The sequence below is a fragment of the Pseudomonas sp. D1-36 genome (assembly GCF_051132205.1).
Lineage (GTDB): Bacteria > Pseudomonadota > Gammaproteobacteria > Pseudomonadales > Pseudomonadaceae > Aquipseudomonas.
In genome coordinates, this window is sequence record NZ_CP071674.1 from 5311597 (window position 1) to 5337314 (window position 25718).

Here is a 25718-nt window from a genome sequence, read left to right on the forward strand (position 1 = left end):
GCGATGTTGGTTTTTTTGCCATGACACTCCCGTCCGATCTGCCCCAAGAGCTCGCCCATCGTGGCGTGCGCCCGGCTGATCGCCTTGGCTTCACCCTTTTCCTGGCGGCATTGATCCACCTGGCGCTGTTGTTGGGCGTCGGCTTTGCCACGGTCGAACCCAAGCAGATCAGCCAGACCCTGGAAATCACCCTGGCCACCTTCAAGAGCGAAACCAAGCCACAGAAGGCGGACTTCCTGGCCCAGGAAAACCAGCAGGGCAGTGGCACCCTGGAAAAGAAAGCGACCCCCAAGACCACCGAGATCGCGCCGTTTCAAGACAATAAAGTGCAGAAGGTGACCCCGCCGCCCACGGCCAAGCCGGAGGTCCAGGAGACGGCGCCCAAGGCTGCCGTGACCACCGTGGCGCCGAAGCCGAAAAAAGCCCCGGTAAAGGAAGAGGTCAAGCCCGATCCGAAACCCAAGGCGCCAGAACCGACTTTCGACAGCTCGCAGTTGTCCAGCGATATCGCCAGCCTGGAAGCCGAACTGGCCCAGGAACAGCAGTTGTACGCCAAGCGCCCGCGCATCCATCGCCTGAGCGCAGCTTCGACCATGCGCGACAAGGGCGCCTGGTACAAGGACGAGTGGCGCAAGAAGGTCGAGCGCATCGGCAACCTGAACTACCCCGACGAAGCCCGGCGCAAGCAGATCTACGGCAACCTGAGATTGATGGTTTCGATCAACCGCGATGGCTCGCTGTACGAAGTGCTGGTGCTCGAATCCTCCGGCCAGCCGCTGCTGGACCAGGCGGCCCAGCGAATCGTGCGCCTGGCCGCGCCCTTCGCACCGTTTACCGGTGACCTGTCGGACATCGACCGCCTGGAAATCATCCGCACCTGGAAGTTCGCCCGGGGTGATCGGCTGTCCAGTAACTGATCTTCAGACAGTATCAATACCCTGTGGGAGCGAGCTTGCTCGCGATAGCCATCGATCATTCAGCATGAATGGCGACTGACACACCGCATCGCGAGCAAGCTCGCTCCCACAGGGGATTGGTGACAGCCCCAAGCATTTCCCAGCTTGTCAGTTCGCCCCCACGCCGCCACACTAGCGCCTATGAAAAACGTCAGCCCCACCTACCTCAAGCATCACTTCCTGATCGCCATGCCGCACATGGCCGATCCGAATTTTGCCCATACCTTGACCTACATCGTCGAGCACACGGCCAATGGGGCCATGGGACTGGTGGTCAATCGCCCACAGGAGCTGAACCTGGCGGACATCCTCGAGCAACTGCGCCCCGAGGTCGAGCCGCCATTGCTGTGCCAGCATGTGCCGATTTTCATCGGTGGCCCGGTGCAGACCGATCGCGGTTTCGTGCTCCACCCGTCGGGTCCCAAATTCCAGGCCACCGTCGATTTGAACGGTGTGTCGCTGTCCACATCCCAGGACGTGCTGTTTGCCATCGCCGACGGCGTCGGCCCGGAAAAGAGCCTGATCGCCCTTGGCTATGCCGGCTGGGAACCCGGGCAACTGGAGGCCGAACTGGCCGACAATGCCTGGCTGACCTGCCCGTTCGACGCCGACATCCTGTTCAACACCAGCAGCGAACTGCGCCTGGAAGCGGCCGCCAGCAGGCTGGGCGTCAACCTCAGCTTGCTCACCAGCCAGGCAGGACACGCCTGATGGCTCTCCGCCTGCTGCTGGGCTTCGACTACGGCACCAAACAGATCGGCGTTGCGGTCGGCCAGGTCGTCACCGGCCAGGCCCGCGAACTGTGTACCTTGAAGGCACAGAACGGCGTTCCGGACTGGAACCAGGTCGAAGCGCTGATCAAGGAATGGAAACCCGACGCCGTGGTGGTCGGCCTGCCGTTGAACATGGACGGCACGCCCAGCGACATGTGCGTGCGCGCGGAGAAATTCGCCCGACGGCTCAACGGCCGCTTCAATCTGCCCTTCTATACCCATGACGAACGCCTGACCACGTTCGAGGCCAAGGGCGAACGCCTGGTCCGCGGTGGGCAGAAAGGCAGTTACCGCGACAACCCGGTGGACGCCATCGCCGCCGCCCTGCTGCTGCAAGGCTGGCTCGATGCCAACGCCGCCCTGTTCGAAACCTGATTTTTTGAAAGCGCCGCGAGGCGCTTTCTTTTGGCGATAAACCGAGTCACCAGCACCGACCCGGAAACCTGAAGGAGCCAGCATGAGCCTGCCCAATCCCGCCGAACTGATCAGCCAGATGGCGATCCGTCTCACGGCGCACCTGGAACAACGCGGCATCAGCGAACCGCGCTACATCGGCATTCGCACCGGCGGCGTCTGGGTTGCCCAGGCCTTGCTCGATGAACTGGGCAGCGATTCGCCGCTGGGTACCCTGGATGTGTCCTTCTACCGCGATGACTTCAGCCAGAACGGCCTGCATCCACAAGTACGTCCCTCGGCCCTGCCGTTCGAGATCGAAGGCCAGCACCTGGTGCTGATCGACGACGTGCTGATGAGCGGCCGGACCATCCGCGCCGCCATGAACGAATTGTTCGACTACGGTCGCCCGGCCAGCGTGACGCTGGTGTGCCTGCTGGACCTGGACGCCGCCGAGCTGCCGATCCGCCCGAACGTGGTCGGCGCGACGCTGGCGCTGGCCGCCCACGAGCGGGTCAAGCTCTCAGGGCCGTCGCCGCTGCAACTCGAACTGCAAGACCTTGCCCTTTAACTGCCCTTGTAAGAGTCCATCGCGATGACGCCTCTCGAAACCAAGCGCCCGCTGCAGCTCAACGATCAGGGCCAGCTGCGGCATTTCCTGTCCCTCGACGGCCTGCGCCGCGAGCTGCTGACGGAAATCCTCGATACCGCCGACTCGTTCCTCGAAGTCGGTGCCCGAGCGGTGAAGAAAGTCCCGTTGCTGCGCGGCAAGACCGTGTGCAACGTCTTTTTTGAAAACTCCACCCGCACCCGCACCACCTTCGAACTGGCGGCCCAGCGGCTGTCGGCGGATGTGATCAGCCTCAACGTGTCCACATCCTCGGCGAGCAAGGGCGAGACCCTGCTCGACACTCTGCGCAACCTCGAGGCCATGGCCGCCGACATGTTCGTCGTGCGCCACGGTGACTCCGGCGCGGCACACTTCATCGCTGAACATGTCTGCCCGCAAGTGGCGATCATCAACGGCGGCGACGGCCGTCACGCCCACCCGACCCAGGGCATGCTCGACATGCTGACCATCCGTCGTCACAAAGGCAGCTTTGAAAACCTGTCGGTAGCGATCGTTGGCGACATCCTGCATTCGCGGGTGGCGCGCTCGAACATGCTGGCCCTCAAGACGCTGGGCTGCCCGGACATCCGCGTAATCGCGCCGAAAACCCTGCTGCCCATCGGCGTCGAGCAGTACGGCGTGAAGGTCTACACCGACATGACCGAAGGCTTGAAGGACGTGGACGTGGTGATCATGCTGCGCCTGCAACGCGAGCGTATGACCGGCGGCCTGCTGCCCAGCGAAGGCGAGTTCTACCGCCTGTTCGGCCTGACCACGGCACGCCTGGCCGGAGCCAAGCCGGACGCCATCGTCATGCACCCGGGGCCGATCAACCGCGGCGTGGAGATCGAGTCGGCGGTGGCCGACGGGCCGCGTTCGGTGATTCTCAACCAAGTGACCTACGGCATCGCCATCCGCATGGCCGTGCTGTCCATGGCCATGAGCGGGCAAACGGCCCAGCGCCAACTCGACCAGGAGAACGCCCAGTGAAGCTCAGCATTCTCGGCGCACGCGTGATCGATCCGGCCAGCGGCCTGGATCAAGTGACTGACATTCATATCGATGCCTGCAAGATCGTCGCTCTGGGCGCCGCGCCGACAGGCTTCGCGGCGGTCGAGACCCTCGACGCCCACGGCCTGGTAGCCGCCCCCGGTCTGGTTGACCTCAACGTCGCCCTGCGCGAGCCGGGCTACAGCCGCAAAGGCAGCATCATCAGCGAAACCCGGGCGGCCGCCGCCGGTGGCGTGACCAGCCTGTGCTGCCCACCGCAAACCAAACCGGTGCTGGACACCTCGGCCGTGGCCGAACTGATCCTCGACCGCGCCCGCGAAGCCGGCAACACCAAGGTCTTTCCCATTGGCGCACTGAGCAAGGGCCTGGAAGGCGAGCAACTGGCCGAGCTCATCGCCCTGCGCGACGCCGGTTGCGTGGCGTTCGGCAATGGCCTGAACAATTTCCGCAACACCCGTACCCTGTGCCGCGCGCTGGAATATGCGGCGACCTTCGGCCTGACGGTGATCTTCAACTCGCAGGACCTTGACCTGGCCGAAGGCGGCCTGGCCCACGAAGGCCCCACCGCCAGTTTCCTTGGCCTGCCGGGCATCCCGGAAACCGCCGAGACCGTGGCACTTGCCCGGGACCTGCTGCTGGTGGAGCAAAGCGGCGTGCGCGCGCACTTCAGCCAACTGACCAGCGCCCGCGGCGCCGCGCTGATCGCCCAGGCCCAGGCACGTGGTTTGCCAGTGACCGCCGATGTGGCGCTGTACCAGTTGATCCTCACCGACGAAGCGCTGATCGACTTCAATAGCGTCTATCACGTCCAGCCGCCGCTGCGCACCCGCGCCGACCGCGATGGCTTGCGCGAGGCGGTGAAGTCCGGGGTGATCTCGGCCATTTCCAGCCATCACCAACCCCACGAGCGCGATGCCAAGCTGGCCCCCTTCGGCGCCACCGAGCCGGGCATCAGCAGCGTCGAGCTGTTGCTGCCGCTGGCCATGACACTGGTGGAAGACGGATTACTGGATCTACCGACCCTGCTGGCACGCCTGAGCGCCGGCCCGGCCCAGGCGCTGCAATTGCCTGCCGGGAAACTGGCCGTGGGTGCCGCGGCGGACCTGGTGCTGTTCGACCCCGCCGCGTCCACCGTGGCCGGTGAAGCCTGGCGCTCCAAGGGTGACAACTGTCCGTTCCTGGGTCACAGCCTGCCGGGGGTGGTGCGCTATACCCTGATGGATGGGCGGATCACTCACCAGGTTTGATACCGCGTCGCCCCTATCGCGAGCAAGCTCGCTCCCACAAGGGGATCTTTGGTGAACACAGGATATGTGAACACCCTCGATCCAGTGTGGGAGCGAGCCTGCTCGCAAATGCAGGCGACACGATCTACCTGTCTTAATGGAAAGCCCCACGCTTCTGCGCATTACGAATCGAGACCTGGTCATTCAGCGTCCAGAAGTCATACAGCACCCCCAGGAAAAACACCCCACCGGTCAGCAGGTAAAGGAGCCCACTGAGCCACTTGCCTTGGTACATGCGATGCACACCAAGCACCCCGAGGAACGTGAGCAGGATCCACGCCACGCTGTATTCGATGGGGCCAGGGGTAAAGCGCAGGTCCGCTTCGCGGTCCATGGCAGGGATCAGGAACAGGTCGATCAGCCAGCCAATGCCCAGCAGGCCGAAGGTGAAAAACCAGATCGTGCCGGTCACCGGCTTGCCGTAATAGAAACGGTGAGCGCCGGTAAACCCGAGAATCCAGAGCAGATACCCGATGACTTTGCTGTGGGTATCGCGGATTGCGTCCTGTTGATAGCTGTTCATGAATGGTCTCTTTTGCCTCGATAGAAAAATTTGTTCGGACTTTTTGTGACTTTTTTGTGTCTCGCCGACAAGCGGTCCTGGTCGGCCCGAGCCGGGGAAACGCCCGTACTACGGGGCCTGTGTCGGACAATCAGGCCAAAATGACGGTATTGTGCGGCGTTTACGCTGGGTTTCGGATCGACAAACGGCCTCGGAAAGCGAAAAAAAGCTGTTATAAAGTTGCGCGCTAACCTTTATGAGCCCTGCCTAATGCGTCCATTTTTAAAGACATGGCTGACCATCTGCCTATTATTGCCACTGGCCGCCCACGCCACCAACCGTGAGCAACGTCTTCCCAACATCAATGGCTACACCCCTAAATCCCATGTTTCTGCTCCGTCGAGCAAGAACAAGCAAGGCGTCCAGCGCGTGAGCACGGCTCAGAGTCGACTGGTGCCACCCATGGCGACCAAGACCACCAGCAATGTCTTGAGCCGCGCCGTGAATGTACTCGGCACACCTTACCGTTGGGGCGGCAGCAGCCCAAGTAAAGGTTTCGATTGCAGTGGGCTGGTGAAATACGCCTTCAACGACGCCACCTTCGATTTGCCGCGCACATCCAACGCGATGGCAGCCGGCCACGGTGAAAAAATCGAGCGCAAGGACTTGAAGCCTGGGGACCTGATTTTCTTCAAGCTCAAGAGCCGGCGAGTCAACCATGTGGCCATCTACCTGGGCAATGACCGCTTCATCCACGCCCCGCGCCGTGGCAAGTCGGTGACCATCGACACGCTGAACAAGCCGTATTGGAACACCCATTACGTGGTTGCCAAGCGGGTACTGCCCAAAGAGCCGGGTGCGATGCGGGTGGTTCAGCGCTGATCTGAAGACCACTTGGTCCTTGTGGCGAGGGAGCTTGCTCCCGCTGGGGCGCGGAGCGGCCCCGACGGTGCATGCCTGGGTGACGGTGGCGTCTGATTTGGGGCTGCTTCGCAACCCAGCGGGAGCAAGCTCCCTCGCCACAAGAGCGGTACTGCCTTCTTGCCCTAGAAATTATCCGGCGTACGCGCCCGCTCCCGCGCATGCTCGCGGCTGATCAGTCCCTTGTTCACCAACTCCTTCAGGCACATGTCCAGCGTCTGCATCCCCAGCGAGCCGCCGGTCTGAATCGACGAATACATCTGCGCGATCTTGTCTTCCCGGATGAGATTGCGGATCGCCGAGGTGCCGAGCATGATTTCATGCGCCGCAACCCGGCCGCCGCCGATCTTCTTGACCAGCGTCTGGGAGATCACCGCCTGCAACGACTCCGACAGCATCGAACGAACCATGGACTTCTCGTCACCGGGAAACACGTCCACCACCCGGTCAATGGTCTTGGCCGCCGATGTGGTGTGCAGCGTGCCAAACACCAAGTGCCCGGTTTCTGCGGCAGTCAGCGCCAGCCGGATGGTTTCCAGGTCGCGCATTTCCCCCACCAGGATCACGTCCGGATCTTCCCGCAGGGCCGAGCGCAGCGCCGTGGAAAAGCCCTGGGTATCGCGGTGCACCTCGCGCTGGTTGATCAGGCATTTGCGCGGTTCATGGACGAATTCGATCGGGTCCTCGATGGTGAGGATGTGATGATGCTTGTGGCTGTTCAGGTAATCGATCATCGCGGCCAGGGTGGTGGACTTGCCGGACCCCGTCGGCCCGGTCACCAGCACGAGCCCACGTGGGGCCTCGGTGATCTTGCGAAACACCTCGCCCATACCCAGGTCTTCCATGGTCAGGACTTTCGAAGGGATGGTCCGGAACACCGCCCCCGCGCCACGATTCTGGTTGAAGGCATTGACCCGAAACCGCGCAACGCCTGGCACGTCGAAGGAAAAGTCGGTCTCCAGAAACTTTTCGTAATCCACTCGTTGCCGGTCATTCATGATGTCGTAGATCAGTTCATGGACCTGCTTGTGGTCCAACGCCGGCAGGTTGATACGCCGCACATCGCCATCGACACGGATCATTGGTGGCAACCCGGCGGACAGATGCAGGTCCGACGCCCCCTGTTTGGCGCTGAACGCCAGCAGTTCAGTGATATCCATAGCGCTCCTCAATTCCAGTAGAATGCCGCGAACCTCAGACCCGCTGGCCTTTCTTTATGACCACGATAGCAGACAACATTGCTCAGGTTAGATCGCGCATCCATGCGGCGGAACAGGCCGCCCGACGCGCCGGACACAGCGTCCATCTACTGGCCGTCAGCAAGACCAAGCCCGCCCAGGCCCTGCGCGAAGCCTACGCCGCCGGCCTGCGTGACTTCGGCGAGAACTACTTGCAAGAAGCCTTGGGCAAGCAGGCCGAACTGACTGACCTGCCCTTGATCTGGCACTTCATCGGCCCCATTCAATCGAACAAGACGCGCGCTATCGCCGAACATTTCGACTGGGTGCATTCCGTGGATCGCTTGAAAATTGCACAGCGCCTGTCCGAGCAGCGGCCAGCCGAGCTGCCACCATTGAACATCTGCATTCAGGTCAACGTCAGCGGCGAAGCCAGTAAATCCGGCTGCGCGCCAGCGGACCTGCCCGCCCTTGCCAGCGCCATCAGCACGTTGCCACGCCTCACGTTGCGCGGGTTGATGGCGATTCCCGAACCGACCGACGATCGCGCTGAACAGGACGCGGCTTTTGCTGCTGTCCAGCGCCTGCAAGCCAGCCTGGACCTGCCCCTGGATACGCTGTCCATGGGCATGAGCCATGACCTCGAATCCGCCATTGCTCAAGGCGCCACCTGGGTGCGCGTCGGTACTGCGCTGTTTGGGGCTCGCGACTACGGTCAATCGCCCAGCTGACTCACTCATCTTTCATAAGGATCCGTTATGAGCAACACGCGTATTGCCTTTATCGGCGCCGGCAACATGGCCGCCAGCCTGATCGGCGGCCTGCGGGCCAAGGGCCTGGATGCAGCGCAGATCCGCGCCAGCGATCCGGGTGAAGAAACCCGCCAGCGGGTGAGCGCAGAGCACGGCATCGAAGCCTTCGCCGACAACGCCCAGGCCATCGACGGCGTGGACGTCGTGGTGCTCGCGGTCAAGCCGCAAGCAATGAAAAGCGTGTGCGAAGCCCTTCGCCCGCATCTCAAGCCACATCAACTGATCGTGTCGATTGCCGCTGGTATTACTTGCGCGAGCATGAACAACTGGCTCGGCGCCCAGCCCATCGTGCGCTGCATGCCCAACACCCCGGCACTGCTGCGCCAGGGCGTCAGCGGCCTGTTCGCCACCGAACAGGTGACGGCCGCCCAACGCCAGCAGGCTGAAGAATTGCTGTCGGCCGTGGGTCTTGCGCTGTGGCTGGAAACCGAGCAGCAACTGGACGCGGTCACCGCCGTCTCCGGCTCTGGCCCGGCGTACTTCTTCCTGCTGATCGAAGCCATGACCGCCGCCGGCGAGAAACTCGGCCTGCCCCGGGAAACCGCCGCTCAGCTGACCTTGCAGACTGCCCTGGGCGCCGCGCATATGGCGGTCGCCAGCGATGTCGATGCGGCGGAGCTGCGTCGCCGCGTGACTTCGCCGGCCGGTACCACCGAAGCGGCCATCAAATCATTCCAGGCCGGAGGCTTCGAAGCCCTGGTTGAAAAAGCACTCGGCGCCGCCGCGCACCGCTCGGCCGAAATGGCCGAACAACTGGGCCAATAAGGAGCCATTCATGATTGGATTGAACACTGCAGCGGTCTATGTCCTGCAAACCCTCGGCAGCCTGTACCTGCTGATCGTGCTGATGCGCTTCGTGCTGCAACTGGTGCGCGCCAACTTCTACAACCCGTTGTGCCAGTTCATCGTCAAGGCGACCCAACCGCTGCTTAAACCATTGCGCCGGATCATTCCGAGCCTGTTCGGCCTGGACATGTCCTCGCTGTTGCTGGCGATCCTGTTGCAAATGGCGCTGATGGCCCTGACGCTGCTGCTGACCTATGGCATCACCGGCAATCCGCTGCAATTGCTGATCTGGTCGATCATCGGCGTTACCGCACTGTTCCTGAAGATATTTTTCTTTGCCCTGATCATCAGCGTGATCCTGTCCTGGGTCGCGCCGGGCAGCCACAACCCGGGCGCCGAACTGGTGAACCAGATCTGCGAGCCGGCCCTGGCGCCGTTCCGCCGCATCGTGCCGAACCTCGGCGGCCTGGACATCTCGCCGATCCTGGCATTCATGGTGCTCAAACTGATCGACATGCTGGTGATCAACAACCTGGCGGCGATGACGATGATGCCGGAGATCCTGCGGGTGCTGATCTAAAGCACGCTGCAACTTTTCCTGTGGCGAGGGAGCTTGCTCCCGCTGGGCTGCGAAGCAGCCCCAAACCGGGCGTCACCGTCGTCCAGACAGCCCCGGGCGGCAGCATTCAGGGCCGCTTCGCGCTGGAGCGCCAGCCCGGCCCAGCGGGAGCAAGCTCCCTCGCCACAGATTGATCCAGTCACCACAGGGTTTGCATCAGCGGACAATCAGCGCCGCCGTTTGCTTGCCGCTAACCCCAGCGGTCTTTAGACTTACGCCTCATTTCAACGAGAGCAGGGTCGATGCCAGCTGCCTTTCCCCCCGATTCCGTTGGTCTGGTGACGCCGCAAATGGCGCATTTCAGCGAGCCCCTGGCCCTGGCCTGCGGCCGTTCGTTGCCAGCCTATGACCTGATCTACGAAACCTACGGCACCCTCAACGCCACGGCGAGCAATGCCGTGCTGATTTGCCACGCCTTGTCGGGGCATCACCACGCCGCCGGCTACCACAGCGTCGATGACCGCAAGCCCGGCTGGTGGGACAGTTGCATCGGCCCCGGCAAGCCCATCGACACCAACCGGTTCTTCGTGGTCAGCCTGAACAACCTCGGCGGTTGCAACGGCTCCACCGGCCCCAGCAGCCTCAACCCCGACACCGGCAAGCCCTTCGGCGCCGATTTCCCGGTACTGACCGTGGAAGACTGGGTCCACAGCCAGGCCCGCCTGGCCGACCGCCTCGGCATCGGTCAATGGGCGGCGGTGATCGGTGGCAGCCTCGGCGGCATGCAGGCCCTGCAATGGACCATCACCTACCCGGATCGCGTGCGCCATTGCCTGGCAATCGCCTCGGCGCCCAAGCTGTCGGCGCAGAACATTGCCTTCAACGAAGTGGCGCGCCAGGCGATCCTCACCGACCCCGAGTTTCACGGAGGTTCGTTCCAGGAACATGGCGTGATTCCCAAGCGCGGGTTGATGCTGGCGCGGATGGTCGGGCACATCACCTACCTGTCCGACGATTCCATGGGTGAAAAATTCGGCCGAGGCCTCAAGAGCGAAAAGCTCAACTACGACTTCCACAGCGTGGAATTCCAGGTCGAGAGCTACCTGCGTTATCAGGGCGAGGAATTCTCCGGGCGCTTCGACGCCAACACCTACCTGCTGATGACCAAGGCGCTGGACTACTTCGATCCGGCGGCGAACTTCGACGATGACCTGGCGAAAACCTTCGCCAATGCCACCGCCAAGTTCTGCGTGATGTCGTTCACCACCGACTGGCGCTTCTCCCCGGCCCGTTCCCGGGAGCTGGTGGACGCACTGATGGCCGCGCGCAAGGACGTCTGCTACCTGGAAATCGACGCCCCCCAGGGCCACGACGCCTTTTTGATTCCGATCCCGCGCTACCTGCAGGCGTTCGGCAACTACATGAACCGTATTACGCTGTGAGGACGCCATGAGAGCCGATCTGGACATCATCCAGGAATGGATCCCCGCCGGCAGCCGCGTGCTCGACTTGGGCTGCGGCAACGGCGAACTGCTGACCTGGCTGCGGGACAACAAGCAAGTGACGGGCTACGGGCTGGAAAACGACCCGGACAACATCGCCGAATGCGTGGCCAAGGGCATCAACGTCATCGAACAAGACCTGGACAAAGGGCTGGGCAACTTCGCCAGCAACAGCTTCGACATCGTCGTCATGACCCAGGCCCTGCAAGCCGTGCATTACCCAGACAAGATTCTCGACGAAATGCTGCGCGTCGGGCGCCAGTGCATCATTACCTTCCCCAACTTCGGCCACTGGCGCTGCCGCTGGTACCTGGCGAGCAAGGGACGGATGCCGGTGTCGGAATTCCTGCCCTATACCTGGTACAACACCCCGAACATCCATTTCTGTACGTTCGAGGATTTCGAAGAACTGTGCCGCGAGCGCAAGGCCAAGGTCATCGACCGGCTGGCGGTGGACCAGCAGCACCGCCACGGGTGGGCCAGCAAGCTATGGCCTAATCTGTTAGGTGAGATTGGCATTTACCGGGTCAGCAGCCCGGGCCTTGCCGACCATCAGGTCGCGGTGTGAGCACCCGCCTTTTCAGGAGCACGACATGAAGCGTCTAGCGTTGCTGTTAATCACCTCCTGCCTGAGCATCGGCGCCATGGCCGCCGATGTCATCAAGGCCGAGCGCAAGGAAGTGTTCGGTGACGTCACCGTTCACTACAACACGTTCAACTCCACCTTCCTGACCCCGGACATCGCCAAGGGCGCCGAGCTGATTCGCAGCAAGCACCAGGGCGTCATCAACGTCTCGGTGATCAAGGAAGGCAAGCCGTTGATGGCCCAGGTCAGCGGTACGGTCAAGGACCTGACCAGCAAGACAGTCCCGCTCACCTTCCGTCAGGTCACCGAAGCAGGCGCGATCTACTACATCGCCCAATATCCAGTGGAACAGCAGGAAACCCGCACCTTCGAGATCAAGGTGCAAACCGGCGACAAAATCAACACCATCAACTTCAACCAGGAACTGTTTCCGGGCCAATGATCAACCTTACCCAACTCGTACTGGCCAGCCACAACGCCGGCAAACTCAAGGAACTCCAGGCGATGCTCGGCGGATCGGTGCAGCTGCGCTCGATCGATGAATTCAGCCAGGTCGAGCCGGAGGAAACCGGTTTGTCGTTCGTCGAGAACGCCATCCTCAAGGCCCGCAATGCGGCGCGCATTTCCGGCCTGCCGGCGCTGGCCGACGATTCCGGTCTGGCGGTGGACTTCCTCGGCGGCGCGCCGGGCATCTATTCGGCCCGTTACGCCGATGGCAAAGGTGACGCAGCGAACAACGCCAAGCTGCTCGAAGCCCTCAAGGACGTGCCCGAAGCCGAGCGCGGCGCGCAATTCGTTTGTGTGCTGGCGCTTGTGCGCCATGCCGACGATCCACTGCCGATCCTCTGCGAAGGCCTGTGGCACGGGCGCATCCTCGCCAAGGCCAGCGGCGAACACGGCTTTGGCTACGACCCGTTGTTCTGGGTGCCTGAGCGCAATTGTTCCAGCGCCGAGCTGGGCCCCGTTGAAAAGAACCAACTGAGCCACCGCGCCCGCGCCATGGCCCTGCTGCGCCAACGCCTGGGCCTGCAATGACCACCGACTCCCCCGCACCGCTGATCCACGGCGGCGCACAGACACCTCGGGCGCCGCTGCCCATGCTGCCGCCCTTGGCGTTGTACATCCATATCCCCTGGTGCGTGCGCAAATGCCCGTATTGCGACTTCAACTCCCACACCGCCAGCCCGCAGCTGCCGGAGGAGGAATACGTCGACGCCTTGCTGGCCGATCTCAACCAGGATTTGCATGGGGTTCACGGCCGGCCGTTGTCCTCCATTTTCTTTGGCGGCGGCACGCCGAGCCTGTTCAGCGCCCAAGCCCTGGGGCGTCTGCTGCGGGGCGTCGAGGCGCGCATCCCTTTTGCGCCCGATATTGAAATCACCCTGGAAGCCAACCCAGGCACCTTTGAGCAAGAGAAATTCGTCGCCTACCGGGCGCTGGGCATCAATCGTCTGTCCATTGGCATCCAGAGCTTCCAACAGGCCAAGCTCCAAGCGCTTGGCCGAATCCATAACGGCGACGAGGCGGTGCGTGCCGCTGGCATGGCCCGCCAGGCCGGGTTCGATAATTTCAATCTCGACTTGATGCATGGCCTGCCGGATCAATCCCTCGAAGATGCCTTGAGCGATCTGCGCCAGGCCATTGCCCTGAAGCCCACCCATTTGTCCTGGTATCAACTGACGCTGGAGCCGAACACGGTGTTCTGGAACCAGCCGCCAATCTTGCCGGAAGACGACACGCTGTGGGACATCCAGGAAGCCGGGCAGGCGCTGCTCGCCGAGCATGGCTACGACCAATATGAGGTCTCCGCCTATGCCCAGCCAGGGCGCGCGGCGCGTCACAACCTCAATTATTGGAGCTTCGGTGACTTCATCGGCATCGGCGCCGGGGCCCACGGCAAGCTCAGCCATCCGGACGGGCGCATCGTGCGCACCTGGAAGACTCGCCTGCCCAAGGATTATCTCAACCCGGCCAAACGTTTCCTGGCCGGCGAAAAGAGCCTGGCCAACGAAGAACTGCCTTTCGAGTTCCTGATGAACGCGCTGCGTCTTACCGAAGGTGTAGCGGCGCAGCTTTATCCACAGCGCACCGGCCTGTCTTTGGAAAGCCTGGCCGACGGCCGGCGCGAGGCCGAACAAAGTGGGTTGTTGCAGGTCGAACCGTCACGTCTGGCGGCGACCGAGCGCGGACAGCTGTTTCTCAACGACTTGCTGCAGAAATTTCTGAGCTGATCAACACAAGGAAATCGAATGGATCTGGTACTCGACCTGCTCGCCACCGTATCCCGCTGGAGCCGCAGCAACCTGTCGGAAATCTCCCTGGCGTTGGTAGGCTGCCTGCTGGTGTTGTTTGGTGCGGATATCAAGGGCTGGGTCGAACAGCGCCTGGGCAGCATCGCCGGCGCCTTGCGCGTCCCGCTGATCGCCCTGCTATGCATGATCGGCAGCGGCGCCGCGCTGATCTACGCCACGCCGTGGATCGTCCGGGGCTTGAGCCAGTTCAACAACTACAGCCTGGCGCCGGTGTTATTGGTGGTGCTGGTGTTGATTGGTGTGGTGGCTGACCGCCGCTGATTTAAGCCATCACATAAAACACATGTGGGAGCGAGCCTGCTCGCGAAGAGGGAGTGTCAGGCAATGCTTTTTTGGCTGACACACCGTATTCGCGAGCAGGCTCGCTCCCACAGTTTTATTGCGTGATGTTTAAGGCAGCTTCTCGAACTTCAAGTCCCAAACCCCATGCCCGAGCCGTTCGCCACGACGTTCGAACTTGGTGATCGGCCGTTCAGCCGGGCGCGGTACGCACTTGCCGTCCTCGGCCAGGTTGCGATAACCCGGCGCGACGTTCATCACTTCCAGCATGTATTCGGCGTAGGGCTCCCAGTCGGTGGCCATGTGCAACACACCGCCGACCTTCAACTTGCTACGCACCAGCTCAGCGAACGACGCCTGGACGATCCGGCGCTTGTGGTGTCGGCTTTTGTGCCACGGATCCGGGAAGAACAGCATCAGCCGATCGAGGCTGTTATCGGCCACGCAACGATTAAGCACTTCGATAGCGTCGCAATCGTAGACCCGCAGGTTGGTCAGCCCTTGGGTCAGCACACCGTTGAGCAGCGCACCGACACCCGGACGATGGACCTCCACGCCGATGAAATCCTGTTCCGGCGCGGCGGCGGCCATCTCCAGAAGCGAGTGGCCCATGCCAAAACCGATTTCCAGCGAGCGCGGCGCCGAGCGTCCGAAGACCTGGTCGAAGTCGACCGGTGCATCGGCCAGGGGCAGGACATACAGCGGGGCGCCCTGTTCCAGGCCGCGTTGCTGGCCTTCGGTCATGCGCCCGGCGCGCATCACGAAACTCTTGATGCGGCGGTGCTGGCGCTCTTCGCCTTCTTCCGGCAGGACAGGCGTGTCGTTCGATTCAGTCATCAATGGCTCTTACTTGATCAGACCATCCAGCGGCGAGGACGCGCTGGCGTAGAGTTTTTTCGGCATGCGGCCGGCCAGGTAGGCCAAGCGGCCGGCAACGATGGCGTGCTTCATGGCTTCGGCCATCAGGACCGGCTGCTGGGCATGGGCGATGGCCGAGTTCATCAGCACCGCTTCGCAACCCAGCTCCATGGCGATGGTGGCGTCGGAAGCGGTACCGACACCGGCATCCACCAGCACCGGGATCTTGGCTTCTTCCAGGATGATCTGCAGGTTGTATGGGTTGCAGATCCCCAGGCCGGTGCCGATCAGGCCGGCCAACGGCATGACCGCGATGCAGCCGATTTCCGCCAACTGACGGGCGATGATCGGGTCATCGCTGGTGTAGACCATCACGTCAAAACCTTCCTTGACCAGGGTCTCGGCGGCCTTGAGGGTTTCGATCACGTTGGGGAACAGGGTTTTCTGGTCCGCCAGCACTTCCAGCTTCACCAGGTTGTGACCGTCGAGCAGTTCACGGGCCAGGCGACAGGTGCGCACGGCCTCGATGGCGTCGAAGCAACCAGCGGTGTTCGGCAGGATCGTGTAGCGATCCGGCGGCAGGATATCCAGCAGGTTCGGTTCGCCCGGGTTCTGGCCGATGTTGGTGCGGCGCACGGCGACGGTCACGATTTCGGCGCCCGAGGCCTCGATGGCCAGGCGGGTTTCTTCCATGTCGCGGTATTTGCCGGTACCTACCAGCAAGCGCGACTGGTAGGTACGACCGGCCAGGACGAAGGGCTTGTCGCTACGAACGATGCTCATGGGAAATCCTCTGTTGGGGTGAGGTTCTTGCGAAAGGCTGCGAAACCGAGGCGACTAACCGCCACCGATGGCGTGGACCACTTCGACGCTATCACCGTCGTTCAATTTGGTTTCGGCGTGCTGGCTGCGCGGGACGATATCCAGATTGAGTTCCACCGCGACGCGGCGTCCGGTGAGTTCCAGACGGGTCAGCAGGGCCGCGACGGTTTCACCGTCGGGCAGATCAAGGGGTTCGCCGTTCAACTGAATGCGCATGCCGGATGCCGCCATCATTTTTAGGGGCTGGCATTCTAGCCCGATCAGTCTGGGTGACCCAAGCCCCTTGGTCAGCTACGAGCGACAAGCTTCAAGCGGCAAGTTGCAGGCGCCAGGCCGCGATGCCCAGGCACAACCAACCGATCAGGAAAGCCACGCCGCCCAGGGGCGTGATCATGCCCAGCTTGGTGACACCGGTAAGGGTCAGCAGATACAGGCTGCCGGAGAACAGCAGGATGCCGATCACGAATGAAATTCCGGCCCAAGTGACGATACGACCCGGGATGTGCGTGGCCAACAGCGCAACGCCGAACAGCGCCAGGGTATGCACCAGTTGGTAGGTCACCCCAGTGTGGAAAATCGCCAGATAATCGGCGCTCAGGCGGTTTTTCAGGCCATGGGCGGCAAACGCCCCCAGCGCCACGCCCGTGAAGCCGAAAAAAGCCGCCAGCATCAGAAAGCTACGCAACATGGGGAACTCCGGTCAGACTCGATGGACAGGGTCTGTATAATGGCCCGCTCGACGGGTTCGGCCAAGCCATCTCTATGCTGCGTTCATTGTTTCGACGATTCATTAAAGCCCTGTTCTGGTTCGCCGCCTGCAGCGTTGTGCTGGTGCTGCTGTTTCGCGTGGTGCCACCGCCGTTCACCGCGCTGATGATCGAGCGCAAGGTGCAATCCTGGTTCGGAGGCGAACCGATCGACCTGCAGCGTGACTGGCAACCCTGGGACAAGATTTCCAATCATCTCAAGGTTGCGGTCATTGCCGGGGAAGACCAGAAATTTCCCGAGCATTGGGGCTTTGACATCGGCGCAATCCAGGCCGCGTTCGCCCACAACGGGCGCGGCGGTTCGATTCGTGGCGCCAGCACCCTTAGCCAGCAGGTTTCCAAGAACCTTTTCCTGTGGTCGGGCCGCAGTTGGCTGCGCAAGGGGCTGGAGGCCTGGTTCACCGCGCTGATCGAAGTGTTCTGGCCCAAGCAGCGGATCCTCGAGGTGTACCTCAATAGCGTCGAGTGGGACGACGGGGTGTTTGGGGCCGAAGCGGCGGCGCGGCATCATTTTCGTGTCGGTGCAAACGCCTTGTCCCGACAACAGGCCAGCCTGTTGGCCGCAGTCCTGCCCAACCCGAGGGCCTGGAGCGCCAGTCGGCCGAGCCCTTATGTGCTCAGGCGTGCGAGTTGGATTCGCCAGCAGATGAGCCAATTGGGAGGTGATGGTTATCTGTTGCGGTTAGATGAGTCTCGGCCGGCGCCCTGGGCTCAATAGCCGCGACACCACGGATTCTTGTGGGAGCGAGCCTGCTCGCGATGACAATCGAGCACTCAGCAGAGATGTCGCCTGACCCACCGCCATCGCGAGCAAGCTCGCTCCCACAAAGGCTGAGTTGACGCTTGCATCGCACAAACAAAAACGCCCCGATCAGTAATGATCGGGGCGTTTTTGTGATAGCTGTCGCAGGTCAAGCCGCAATCGACACCTTGAGCTTGTTCATCGCGCTCTTCTCAAGCTGGCGAATTCGCTCGGCCGACACGTTGTACTTTTGCGCCAGGTCGTGCAGCGTGGCTTTCTCCTCGGCCAGCCAGCGCTGGTAGAGAATGTCGCGGCTGCGCTCGTCCAGCACTTCCAGCGCTTCGTGCAGGTTGGTGTTGGAGTTGTCACTCCAGTCGGCGTCCTCCAGTTGACGCGCCGGGTCGTACCGGTGGTCTTCCAGGTAGTTGGCCGGCGATTGGAAAGCGCTGTCGTCGTCCGCTTCGGCGGCCGGGTCAAAAGCCATGTCATGGCCGGTCAGGCGACTTTCCATTTCGCGCACTTCACGAGGTTCCACACCGAGGCTCTCGGCCACGCGATGGACTTCCTCGTTGTTCAACCAAGCCAGGCGCTTCTTCTGGCTGCGCAGGTTGAAAAACAGCTTGCGCTGGGCCTTGGTGGTCGCGACCTTCACGATGCGCCAGTTGCGCAGGATGAACTCGTGGATTTCCGCCTTGATCCAGTGCACTGCAAACGACACCAGGCGCACACCCATTTCCGGGTTGAAACGCTTGACCGCCTTCATCAGGCCAACGTTGCCTTCCTGGATCAGGTCGGCCTGGGCCAGCCCGTAGCCGGAATAGCTGCGGGCAATATGTACGACAAAACGCAGGTGGGCGAGCACCATCTGCCGAGCCGCCTCAAGATCCTGCTCATAGTAGAGACTCTCGGCCAGTTCACGCTCCTGCTCGGGGGTCAGCAGCGGGATGCTGTTGACCGTGTGCACATAGGCCTCCAGGTTCGCACCTGGGACCAGAGCATAAGCAGGTTGCAAAGAAGTGGTCATACGAAAAAACCTCCGACTCACATAACTCGTGCAGTTCAGCACTGCGAAAATTGACCGGGAACCGTAGGACAAGTTCCCACAAAAACCGAAAGGTCAATACGCGCAAAAAACAACTATTTTGGCGCAAGCTCACGTAGGTGGCGTGCTACCGCAATCCATGCACCGATATAACCCAACAGCACCGCGCCAAGCAAGAGCGACAGACCGTCAGCGACTGGCACTCCGGCCAGCGCGAAGTCACTGCCATACAAACCGGCCAGTCCCACTACCGCATCGTTCAGCCAGTCCAGGCCGAACGCCAATACGCCCCAGGACAGGATGCCTGCGCCGAAGCCATACAACGCTCCCATATAAAGGAAAGGCCTGCGTACATAACTGTCCGTACCGCCGACGAGTTTAATCACTTCTATCTCGGTGCGGCGGTTTTCAATATGAAGACGAATGGTATTGCCTATCACCAAAAGTAATGCAGAAACCAAGAGCACCGTCAGGCCGAAGACAAACCTGTCGCCGAGCTTGAGGATCGCCGCAAGACGCTCGACCCAGACTAGATCAAGTTGCGCCTGTTGTACCTTCGGCAGCTCGGAAAGTCTTTGTCTTAATGCTTCAAGGGTCGGCTTGTCGACCTCATTTGGGGTGACCAGCACAACGCCTGGCAGCGGGTTCTCCGGCAGCTCCTTGAGGGCTTCGCCCAGCCCCGACTGCTGCTGGAACTCTTCCAGCGCCTGCTCGCGACCCACGTATTCGGCATCGGCCACGCCCGGCATGGTCTTGATCTGCTCACGCAGCGCCTCGCCTTCGCCTGGCGTCGCATCCAGTTGCAAATAAAGGGAGATCTGCGCCGCGCGCTGCCAGGAACCGCCCAGGCGCTCCACATTACTCAGCAGCAATGACAGGCCCATGGGCAGGCTCAAGGCCACCGCCATCACCATGCAGGTAAAGAAGCTGCCGATCGGTTGCTTGCCCAGGCGCCGAAGGCTGTCCAGCAGGCTGGCGCGATGGCTTTCGATCCAGGCGTGCAACAGCGTGGTGAAATCCGGGCCATCGTCATCGTCGCGCTTTTTCTTCTGCGGCTGCGGATCGGTGCCCTTCGGGGCCACGCGTTCGGCCACTTTCGGGCTGCGAGTAGCACTCATACGCCTGCCTCCCCGTCGCCGATCAGTCGACCGCGTTGCAAGGTCAGCATGCGGTGACGCATACGCGCGATCAGTGCCAGGTCGTGGCTGGCGATCAGCACGCTGGTGCCCAAGCGGTTGATGTCTTCGAATACGCCCATGATCTCCGCCGCCAGTCGCGGGTCGAGGTTACCGGTGGGTTCGTCCGCCAACAGCAAGGCCGGGCGATGGACGATGGCGCGGGCAATGCCGACGCGCTGTTGCTGGCCGGTGGACAGGTCGCCCGGGTACAGATCGGTCTTGTCCGACAGAGCCACGCGCTCCAGGGCCGAATCAACGCGTTTGTTGATTTCGGCCTTGGACAGCCCAAGGATCTGCAAAGGCAGCGCCACGTTATTGAATACCGTGCGATCGAACAGCAGTTGGTGATTCTGGAATACCACGCCGATCTGGCGCCGCAGATAAGGGATCTGGGCGTTGCTGATGGTGCTCAAATCCTGGCCGGCCAGCAGCAGCTTGCCGGTGGTGGGCCGTTCCATCGCCAGCAGCAGGCGCAGCAAGGTACTTTTACCGGCACCGGAGTGGCCGGTCACAAACAGAAACTCGCCCCGACGGACCCGAAAGCTCAGCTCGTGCAAGCCGACGTGACCGTTCGGATAGCGTTTACCGACCTGTTCGAAACGAATCATGAATGCTCCCGCTCGGCAAACAGCGCCTGGACAAAGGGCTCGGCTTCGAAGGTGCGCAGGTCATCGATGCCTTCACCCACGCCGATGTAGCGAATTGGCAGGCCAAACTGCTTGGCCAGGGCGAAGATCACCCCGCCCTTGGCGGTACCGTCGAGCTTGGTCAGGGCCAGCCCGGTCAGTTCGACGGTCTGGTTGAACTGCTTGGCCTGGTTGATGGCGTTCTGGCCGGTCCCGGCATCCAGCACCAGCAACACTTCGTGGGGCGCATCGGCGTCGAGCTTGCCGATCACCCGGCGGACCTTCTTCAACTCTTCCATCAGGTTGTCTTTGGTGTGCAGGCGACCGGCCGTGTCGGCGATCAGCACATCGATGCCACGGGCCTTGGCGGCCTGCACGGCGTCGAAGATCACCGAAGCGGAGTCGGCACCGGTGTGCTGGGCGATGACCGGGATCTTGTTGCGCTCGCCCCACACTTGCAGTTGCTCGACAGCGGCGGCGCGGAAGGTGTCGCCGGCGGCAAGCATGACCTTCTTGCCTTCGAGCTGCAGCTTCTTCGCCAGCTTGCCGATGGTGGTGGTCTTGCCGGCACCGTTGACGCCAACGACCAGAATCACGAACGGCTTGTTCTGCGAGGCAATCACCAGCGGCTGCTCCACGGGCTTGAGCAGGTTGGTCAGTTCACCCTGGAGGGACTTGTACAGCGCATCGGCATCGGTCAATTGTTTACGCGCGACTTTCTGGGTCAGGCTCTGGATGATCACCGAGGTGGCCTCGACGCCTACGTCGGCGGTGAGCAGGCGGGTCTCGATGTCTTCCAGCAGCTCGTCATCGATGACTTTCTTGCCCAGGAACAGGCTGGCCATGCCCTCGCCAATACTGGCGCTGGTCTTGGACAGGCCCTGCTTGAGGCGGGCAAAAAAACCGACCTTGCTCTCTTCAACGGGCCGCGGCGGTTCGACCGGGGCCGAAGCCTCTACCACGACAGGTTCCGGCTCGGGGGCGAGCTCCGGGGTCGAAGGCGCGAGCACGGCAGCTGGCGCCTCCTCCGGTTGCATCGGGGCTGGGATTGGCGGCGTGACGTGGGGCGCCTGGGCGTCCTCTACCAGCGCGACCGGTTCTTCCGCCACGGGCAAGGTGAGCCAAGGGGCCTGCCCGGGAGGCGGGGTCAGGGGTTGCTCGAGCACCGGCTCATCCACCGGTTCAGCCACTGGCTCGGCTTCGGCCTCGGCCGGTTGCAGCACCGGCTCGGCGATCGGCAGGACAATGGGCGCAGCCTCTTCGACCACCGTCTCGTCGGCGGGCTCAGGCTGCGGTTGCGGCTGTTCACCCACGGTTTCCTGCGGCTTCTTGCGCAGCCATCCGAACAGGCTTTTTTTCTCGCCAGCCGCAGCTGGGGTCTTCTTGTCGTCGTTGGAACCAAACATGGAGGACGGCTATCTCACGGTAGCGACGCGCCTGGAGGGCGCCTCGGTGATAAATATTCGATGCTGAACAGACTGCGTTTCATCGAGCTTGTTCACGCGCAACAGATTGTCGAAATGTCGCCAGGACACCTCATGGTCGATTTTTTCGAAGGACTGGTACGGCATCGTCGGCGAAAACGCGGGGATACAGGAACAAACCCAACGTTTGTGCACGGAACCCAGACAGCCTTGGGCCGATAAAAGACCCGATAGGCGTGGCCGCCAGTAAAACGGACCGTTATCCTAGCACCTCCTCGCCTGCTGAGGCTAAGACCCGGCAGGCAGCCCGACAGGTTTAAACACGAATGAATGCTCTTGCCCGCCGCGCCGCAGGCCTGCTGCTCAGCACGGTTTGTCTGCCCTTTTCAGTCTTTGCTGCCGATCCACAACCTACCCACGAATTCACCCTCGACAACGGCCTCAAGGTCGTGGTGCGTGAAGACCATCGCGCCCCGGTCGTGGTTTCCCAGGTCTGGTACAAGGTCGGCTCCAGCTACGAAACGCCGGGCCAGACCGGTTTGTCCCATGCCTTGGAACACATGATGTTCAAAGGCAGCGATAAAATCGGCCCCGGCGAAGCATCGTTGATCCTGCGCGACCTGGGCGCCGAAGAAAACGCCTTCACCAGCGATGACTTCACTGCCTACTACCAAGTGCTGGCCCGGGATCGCCTGGGCGTCGCCTTCGAACTTGAAGCCGATCGCATGGCCAGCCTGCGCCTGCCGCCGGAAGAGTTCAGCCGCGAGATCGAGGTGATCAAGGAGGAGCGCCGCATGCGCACCGACGACAAGCCGATGTCGAAGGCCTTCGAGCGCTTCAAGGCCATGGCCTATCCAGCCAGCGGCTATCACACGCCGACCATCGGCTGGATGGCCGATCTGGACCGGATGACCGTCGGCGAGCTACGTCACTGGTACGAATCCTGGTACGCCCCGAACAACGCAACCCTGGTGGTGGTGGGTGACGTGACGCCGGATGAGGTCAAGAACCTGGCCCAGCGCTATTTCGGTCCGATAGCGCGGCGCGCGGTGCCCGCCGCCAAGATCCCACTGGAGCTGGCCGAACCGGGCGAGCGCAAGCTCACCCTGCATGTACAGACCCAACTGCCCAGCGTCATGCTGGCCTTCAACGTGCCCAGCATCGCCACCGCGACGGATAAGGGTTCGGTCAACGCGCTTCGCTTGATCTCGGCCTTGCTGGACGGCGGCTACAGCGGCCGGATTCCGACCCAGCTGGAGCGTGGCGAGGAACTGGTGTCGGGGGGCTCGTCGAATTATGACGCATTCACCCGTGGCGACTCGTTGTTCACTTTGTCGGCAACGCCTAACACACAGAAAAACAAAACCCTCGCCCAGGCCGAAGCAGGTTTGTGGCGCTTGCTCGAACAACTGAAAACCACGGCCCCGACCGTCGACGAACTGGAGCGCGTCCGCGCCCAGGTCATCGCCGGGTTGGTGTATGAGCGCGACTCGATCACCAGCCAGGCCACCGCCATCGGGCAATTGGAAACCGTCGGCCTGTCCTGGAAGCTGATGGACACCGAGCTTGCCGAACTGCAAAGCGTGACCCCGCAGGATATCCAGAAGGCAGCCCAGCTGTATTTCACCCGCTCGCGCTTGAGCGTTGCGCACGTCCTGCCCGAGGAGAAAGCCCATGAGTAAGCGCCAATCATCACGCCTGGTGCTGATGGGCCTGGTGTTGGTTGCCCTGGCCGGTTCCCTGGCCGTCTACCTGTCGCCATCGAAGAACACCGATGCCAGCCAGGCATTGGACAAGGCCAAGTCAGGCAACAAGTTGCAATCGCTGGCCGAACTGGATGACAAGGCACCGAGCCGCCGCCAGCTCGATGTGCAGACCTGGAAAACCGCTGACGGCGCCAAGGTCCTGTTCGTCGAGGCCCGGGAATTGCCAATGTTCGACCTGCGCCTGACCTTTGCCGCCGGCAGCAGCCAGGACGGCGACGCCCCCGGCCTGGCCCTGCTGACCAATGCCATGCTCAACGAAGGCGTGGCCGGCAAGGATGTCAGCGCCATCGCCCAAGGCTTCGAAAGCCTCGGCGCGGACTTCGGCAACGGCGCCTATCGGGACATGGCCGTGGCCTCCCTGCGCAGCCTCAGCGCGACGGACAAGCGTGAGCCGGCGCTGAAGCTGTTTGCCGAAGTCGTCGGCAAACCGACCTTCCCCGCCGACTCGTTCGCCCGAATCAAGAACCAGATGCTCGCCGGTTTCGAGTATCAGAAGCAGAACCCCGGCAAACTGGCGGGCTTGGAGTTGATGAAGCGCCTGTATGGCGATCATCCGTACGCCCACTCCAGCGACGGCACCGAACAGAGCATTCCACCGATTACCCTGGCCCAAACCCGGGCCTTCCATGCCAAGGCCTATGCCGCCGGCAACGCCGTGATCGCCCTGGTGGGGGACCTGTCCCGCGCTGACGCCGAAGCCATCGCCAACCAAGTATCAGCCGCGCTGCCCAAGGGCCCTGCGCTGGCCAAGACCCCGCCACCGGTGGAGCCGAAAGCGAGCGTCAACCATATCGAGTTCCCGTCCAAGCAGACCAACCTTATGCTCGCGCAGTTGGGCATCGACCGGGACGATCCGGATTATGCCGCCGTGTCCCTGGGCAACCAGATCCTGGGCGGCGGGGGTTTCGGTACACGACTGATGACCGAGGTCCGGGAAAAACGCGGCCTGACCTATGGCGTGTACTCCGGCTTCACGGCAATGCAGGCTCGCGGTCCGTTCATGATCAATCTGCAAACCCGCGCGGAAATGAGCGAGGGCACGCTCAAGCTGGTGCAGGACGTGTTTGCCGATTACCTCAACAATGGCCCGACCCAGAAAGAACTCGACGACGCCAAGCGCGAGTTGGCCGGGAGCTTCCCGCTGTCCACCGCCAGCAATGCCGACATCGTTGGCCAGCTCGGCGCGATGGGCTTCTATGATTTGCCGCTGAGCTACCTGGAAGATTTCATGCGCCAGTCCCAGGCGCTGACGGTCGAGCAGGTCAAGGCTGCGTTGAATAAACACCTGAGCACCGACAAGATGGTCATCGTCACCGCTGGCCCGACCGTGCCGCAAAAGCCATTGCCGGCCCCCACTGACAAACCTGCCGAGCAGCCGCTCGGGGTTCCGGAGCACTAATGGCCCGCCCATCCAATTCCAGCAAGAAACCCGTGCACAACGGCGTGAACCAGTTGCGCATCATTGGCGGCGAATGGCGCAGCCGGCGGCTGAGTTTTCCGGATGCTCCAGGATTGCGACCGACACCGGACCGGGTTCGTGAAACCCTGTTCAACTGGCTAGCGCCTTACGTGGCGGGCGCCAAGGTGCTCGACCCGTTTGCCGGCAGCGGCGCACTGTTTCTCGAGGCGTTGTCCCGTGGTGCCGCCATGGGCCAGGCGCTGGACGCCAGCAGCCTGGCCGTGTCCAGCCTGAAGGAACACCTCGGCACCCTACGCTGCACCGTCGGCCAGGTGCAGACAGCCGATGCGCTGCGTTACCTTGACAGCCAGCCGGCAACTCCATTCGACCTCGTCTTCCTCGACCCGCCATTCAACCAGAATCTGCTGCCGACGGTATGCGCCTTGCTCGAGGAACGTCAGTGGCTGGCCGAGGATGCCTGGGTCTACACTGAAAGCGAGACCGCTCCGTCCACCCTGGGCTTGCCGAGCAATTGGCGCTTGCATCGCGAGCAGAAATCCGGACAGGTGCATTACGCGTTGTGGCAGCGTTTACCAAAGGACATTGGCTGAACGGCTGGCCGTGCATC

Annotated in this window: 30 protein-coding genes; 20 read left to right on the plus strand and 10 right to left on the minus strand. The window is 62.2% G+C overall.

The genetic code is table 11. The features are described from left to right. Positions 1-20: 20 nt before the first annotated feature. The 6 genes from J3P76_RS23885 (at position 21) to J3P76_RS23910 (ending at position 4990) form a co-directional block, all read left to right on the plus strand. Entirely contained in the window at positions 21-917 is an 897-nt protein-coding gene (locus J3P76_RS23885) for an energy transducer TonB (RefSeq protein ID WP_420765024.1), read from the plus strand. 180 nt (positions 918-1097) lie between these two features. Next, positions 1098-1667, plus strand: coding sequence for a YqgE/AlgH family protein (locus tag J3P76_RS23890; protein ID WP_186612059.1), 570 nt, complete (start codon positions 1098-1100; stop codon positions 1665-1667). Continuing rightward, on the plus strand, positions 1667-2104 hold the full coding sequence (gene ruvX / locus J3P76_RS23895; protein ID WP_434649767.1) for a Holliday junction resolvase RuvX: 438 nt from the start codon (positions 1667-1669) through the stop codon (positions 2102-2104). The genes J3P76_RS23890 and ruvX overlap by 1 nt, the downstream gene beginning before the upstream one ends. Before the next feature lie 82 nt (positions 2105-2186). Next, on the plus strand, positions 2187-2693 hold the full coding sequence (gene pyrR / locus J3P76_RS23900; protein ID WP_039590496.1) for a bifunctional pyr operon transcriptional regulator/uracil phosphoribosyltransferase PyrR: 507 nt from the start codon (positions 2187-2189) through the stop codon (positions 2691-2693). Positions 2694-2717: 24 nt separating this feature from the next. Next, on the plus strand, positions 2718-3722 hold the full coding sequence (locus tag J3P76_RS23905; protein ID WP_420765027.1) for an aspartate carbamoyltransferase catalytic subunit: 1005 nt from the start codon (positions 2718-2720) through the stop codon (positions 3720-3722). Continuing rightward, positions 3719-4990 (plus strand): dihydroorotase, encoded by a 1272-nt coding sequence (locus tag J3P76_RS23910; protein ID WP_434609044.1) that lies wholly within the window; start codon positions 3719-3721, stop codon positions 4988-4990. The genes J3P76_RS23905 and J3P76_RS23910 overlap by 4 nt, the downstream gene beginning before the upstream one ends. 133 nt (positions 4991-5123) lie before the next feature. Here J3P76_RS23910 and J3P76_RS23915 read toward each other — a convergent pair whose 3' ends face one another. After that, positions 5124-5552: an NINE protein gene (locus J3P76_RS23915; RefSeq protein ID WP_420765029.1), complete on the minus strand. Its 429-nt coding sequence runs from the start codon at positions 5550-5552 to the stop codon at positions 5124-5126. A 249-nt stretch (positions 5553-5801) separates the two neighbouring features. Between J3P76_RS23915 and J3P76_RS23920 the strand changes: the two genes are divergently transcribed. Then, positions 5802-6413, plus strand: a complete 612-nt coding sequence (locus J3P76_RS23920) for a C40 family peptidase (RefSeq protein ID WP_434649763.1) — start codon at positions 5802-5804, stop codon at positions 6411-6413. A 164-nt stretch (positions 6414-6577) separates the two neighbouring features. Here J3P76_RS23920 and J3P76_RS23925 read toward each other — a convergent pair whose 3' ends face one another. After that, complete coding sequence (locus J3P76_RS23925; RefSeq protein WP_198796877.1) at positions 6578-7612, minus strand: type IV pilus twitching motility protein PilT; 1035 nt, start codon at positions 7610-7612, stop codon at positions 6578-6580. Positions 7613-7668: 56 nt separating this feature from the next. On the opposite strand from J3P76_RS23925, the gene J3P76_RS23930 reads away from it, so the two are divergent. From J3P76_RS23930 to J3P76_RS23970, 9 genes are all read left to right on the plus strand, one after another. Then, entirely contained in the window at positions 7669-8361 is a 693-nt protein-coding gene (locus J3P76_RS23930) for a YggS family pyridoxal phosphate-dependent enzyme (RefSeq protein ID WP_434561799.1), read from the plus strand. A 27-nt stretch (positions 8362-8388) separates the two neighbouring features. Then, positions 8389-9207: a pyrroline-5-carboxylate reductase gene (gene proC, locus J3P76_RS23935; protein ID WP_420765033.1), complete on the plus strand. Its 819-nt coding sequence runs from the start codon at positions 8389-8391 to the stop codon at positions 9205-9207. Positions 9208-9217: 10 nt separating this feature from the next. After that, the gene (locus tag J3P76_RS23940) at positions 9218-9808 is read left to right on the plus strand and encodes a YggT family protein (protein ID WP_420765034.1); all 591 of its coding nucleotides are present in this window, start codon (positions 9218-9220) and stop codon (positions 9806-9808) included. 281 nt (positions 9809-10089) lie between these two features. Further along, positions 10090-11229 carry a homoserine O-succinyltransferase MetX gene (metX, locus tag J3P76_RS23945; protein WP_055127826.1) on the plus strand — a complete coding sequence of 380 codons (1140 nt, stop codon included), beginning with the start codon at positions 10090-10092 and terminating at the stop codon, positions 11227-11229. Between the two features lie 7 nt (positions 11230-11236). Then, a complete protein-coding gene (metW, locus tag J3P76_RS23950; protein WP_420765036.1) occupies positions 11237-11857 on the plus strand; it encodes a methionine biosynthesis protein MetW in 621 nt (206 codons plus the stop codon). A gap of 25 nt (positions 11858-11882) precedes the next feature. Then, positions 11883-12317 carry a DUF4426 domain-containing protein gene (locus J3P76_RS23955; protein ID WP_434561797.1) on the plus strand — a complete coding sequence of 145 codons (435 nt, stop codon included), beginning with the start codon at positions 11883-11885 and terminating at the stop codon, positions 12315-12317. Next, on the plus strand, positions 12314-12910 hold the full coding sequence (gene rdgB, locus J3P76_RS23960; RefSeq protein WP_434701311.1) for an RdgB/HAM1 family non-canonical purine NTP pyrophosphatase: 597 nt from the start codon (positions 12314-12316) through the stop codon (positions 12908-12910). Before J3P76_RS23955 ends, rdgB begins: the two co-directional genes overlap by 4 nt. A 62-nt stretch (positions 12911-12972) precedes the next feature. Further along, positions 12973-14106, plus strand: a complete 1134-nt coding sequence (gene hemW / locus J3P76_RS23965) for a radical SAM family heme chaperone HemW (RefSeq protein WP_434702053.1) — start codon at positions 12973-12975, stop codon at positions 14104-14106. A gap of 18 nt (positions 14107-14124) precedes the next feature. Then, positions 14125-14448: a DUF3392 domain-containing protein gene (locus tag J3P76_RS23970; protein WP_014340681.1), complete on the plus strand. Its 324-nt coding sequence runs from the start codon at positions 14125-14127 to the stop codon at positions 14446-14448. Positions 14449-14577: 129 nt separating this feature from the next. Here J3P76_RS23970 and trmB read toward each other — a convergent pair whose 3' ends face one another. From trmB to J3P76_RS23990, 4 genes are all read right to left on the minus strand, one after another. Further along, on the minus strand, positions 14578-15303 hold the full coding sequence (gene trmB, locus J3P76_RS23975; protein WP_434561791.1) for a tRNA (guanosine(46)-N7)-methyltransferase TrmB: 726 nt from the start codon (positions 15301-15303) through the stop codon (positions 14578-14580). Between the two features lie 9 nt (positions 15304-15312). Continuing rightward, positions 15313-16107 carry a thiazole synthase gene (locus tag J3P76_RS23980; RefSeq protein WP_060740195.1) on the minus strand — a complete coding sequence of 265 codons (795 nt, stop codon included), beginning with the start codon at positions 16105-16107 and terminating at the stop codon, positions 15313-15315. Between the two features lie 54 nt (positions 16108-16161). Continuing rightward, positions 16162-16362 (minus strand): sulfur carrier protein ThiS, encoded by a 201-nt coding sequence (gene thiS, locus J3P76_RS23985; protein WP_420765040.1) that lies wholly within the window; start codon positions 16360-16362, stop codon positions 16162-16164. 91 nt (positions 16363-16453) lie between these two features. Then, the gene (locus tag J3P76_RS23990; protein ID WP_420765041.1) at positions 16454-16834 is read right to left on the minus strand and encodes a DUF423 domain-containing protein; all 381 of its coding nucleotides are present in this window, start codon (positions 16832-16834) and stop codon (positions 16454-16456) included. A 74-nt stretch (positions 16835-16908) separates the two neighbouring features. On the opposite strand from J3P76_RS23990, the gene mtgA reads away from it, so the two are divergent. Continuing rightward, positions 16909-17631, plus strand: a complete 723-nt coding sequence (gene mtgA, locus J3P76_RS23995; RefSeq protein WP_420765042.1) for a monofunctional biosynthetic peptidoglycan transglycosylase — start codon at positions 16909-16911, stop codon at positions 17629-17631. A 193-nt stretch (positions 17632-17824) separates the two neighbouring features. On the opposite strand, the gene rpoH is transcribed toward mtgA, so the two are convergent. The 4 genes from rpoH to ftsY form a co-directional block, all read right to left on the minus strand. Continuing rightward, positions 17825-18679, minus strand: a complete 855-nt coding sequence (rpoH, locus tag J3P76_RS24000) for an RNA polymerase sigma factor RpoH (protein WP_003177476.1) — start codon at positions 18677-18679, stop codon at positions 17825-17827. 113 nt (positions 18680-18792) lie between these two features. Continuing rightward, complete coding sequence (ftsX, locus tag J3P76_RS24005; protein ID WP_420765043.1) at positions 18793-19815, minus strand: permease-like cell division protein FtsX; 1023 nt, start codon at positions 19813-19815, stop codon at positions 18793-18795. Beyond that, positions 19812-20483 carry a cell division ATP-binding protein FtsE gene (ftsE, locus tag J3P76_RS24010; protein WP_024778908.1) on the minus strand — a complete coding sequence of 224 codons (672 nt, stop codon included), beginning with the start codon at positions 20481-20483 and terminating at the stop codon, positions 19812-19814. The genes ftsX and ftsE overlap by 4 nt, the downstream gene beginning before the upstream one ends. Further along, on the minus strand, positions 20480-21907 hold the full coding sequence (ftsY, locus tag J3P76_RS24015) for a signal recognition particle-docking protein FtsY (protein WP_434701312.1): 1428 nt from the start codon (positions 21905-21907) through the stop codon (positions 20480-20482). Before ftsY ends, ftsE begins: the two co-directional genes overlap by 4 nt. Positions 21908-22251: 344 nt before the next feature. On the opposite strand from ftsY, the gene J3P76_RS24020 reads away from it, so the two are divergent. The 3 genes from J3P76_RS24020 to rsmD are packed head-to-tail and all read left to right on the plus strand — an operon-like array spanning position 22252 to position 25701. Next, positions 22252-23607, plus strand: coding sequence for a M16 family metallopeptidase (locus J3P76_RS24020; RefSeq protein WP_420765045.1), 1356 nt, complete (start codon positions 22252-22254; stop codon positions 23605-23607). Further along, positions 23600-25090, plus strand: coding sequence for a M16 family metallopeptidase (locus J3P76_RS24025; protein ID WP_420765046.1), 1491 nt, complete (start codon positions 23600-23602; stop codon positions 25088-25090). The genes J3P76_RS24020 and J3P76_RS24025 overlap by 8 nt, the downstream gene beginning before the upstream one ends. Further along, positions 25090-25701 carry a 16S rRNA (guanine(966)-N(2))-methyltransferase RsmD gene (gene rsmD / locus J3P76_RS24030; protein WP_420765047.1) on the plus strand — a complete coding sequence of 204 codons (612 nt, stop codon included), beginning with the start codon at positions 25090-25092 and terminating at the stop codon, positions 25699-25701. Before J3P76_RS24025 ends, rsmD begins: the two co-directional genes overlap by 1 nt. The last annotated feature ends 17 nt before the right edge of the window (positions 25702-25718 follow it).